Source organism: Streptomyces fildesensis, from assembly GCF_016107395.1.
GTDB lineage: Bacteria > Actinomycetota > Actinomycetes > Streptomycetales > Streptomycetaceae > Actinacidiphila > Actinacidiphila fildesensis.
The window spans coordinates 1-643 of record NZ_JAAIKO010000156.1 but is presented as its reverse complement, the minus strand read 5'-3'; the positions used below and the strand labels follow the sequence as shown (position 1 = coordinate 643).

Below are 643 nucleotides of genomic sequence, written 5' to 3'. Positions count from 1 at the left end.
TGTAGGCTTGGCCTATGGCACGGATGGGGCGGCCGAAGGCCGAGTTGACGCTGTCGGATGAGGAACGGGCCGCGCTCGAGGAGTGGGTGCGGCGTCGTTCCACGCCGCAGGCGTGGGCCCTGCGGTGTCGGATCGTTCTGGCGTGTGCTGACGGTGTCCCGAACAAGGACGTGGCGGCTCGACTCGGTTCCACACCGCAGGCGGTGGGGCGCTGGCGGGCCCGGTTTGTACAGTTCCGGATTGCCGGCCTGGGTGACATGCCGCGTCCGGGTGGCCCCAGGACAGTGACGGACGAGCAGGTCGCCGCGGTGGTCACCAGGACGCTGGAATCCACGCCGAAGAACGCGACGCACTGGTCGACCCGTTCGATGGCGAAGGAAATGGGCTTGTCGCAGTCGACGGTGTCGCGGATCTGGCGGGCGTTCGGCCTGCAGCCGCACCGGTCGCAGACCTTCAAGTTGTCGACGGATCCGTACTTCGTGGACAAAGTCCATGATGTCGTCGGTCTCTACCTGGACCCGCCCGAGCGGGCCCTGGTCTTCTGCGTGGACGAGAAGTCGCAGATCCAGGCCCTGGACCGGTCCCAGCCCGTGCTGCCGATGATGCCCGGAGTTCCCGAGCGAGCCACCCATGACTACGTCCG

At 67.3% G+C, this 643-nt stretch carries 1 protein-coding gene; it reads left to right on the top strand.

Features of this window, described 5'->3' with window-relative positions; genetic code table 11:
- Positions 1 to 14: 14 nt before the first annotated feature.
- A partial coding sequence (locus tag C6N31_RS42370) for an IS630 family transposase (protein ID WP_198359640.1) occupies positions 15 to 643 on the top strand: 629 nt, incomplete at its 3' end.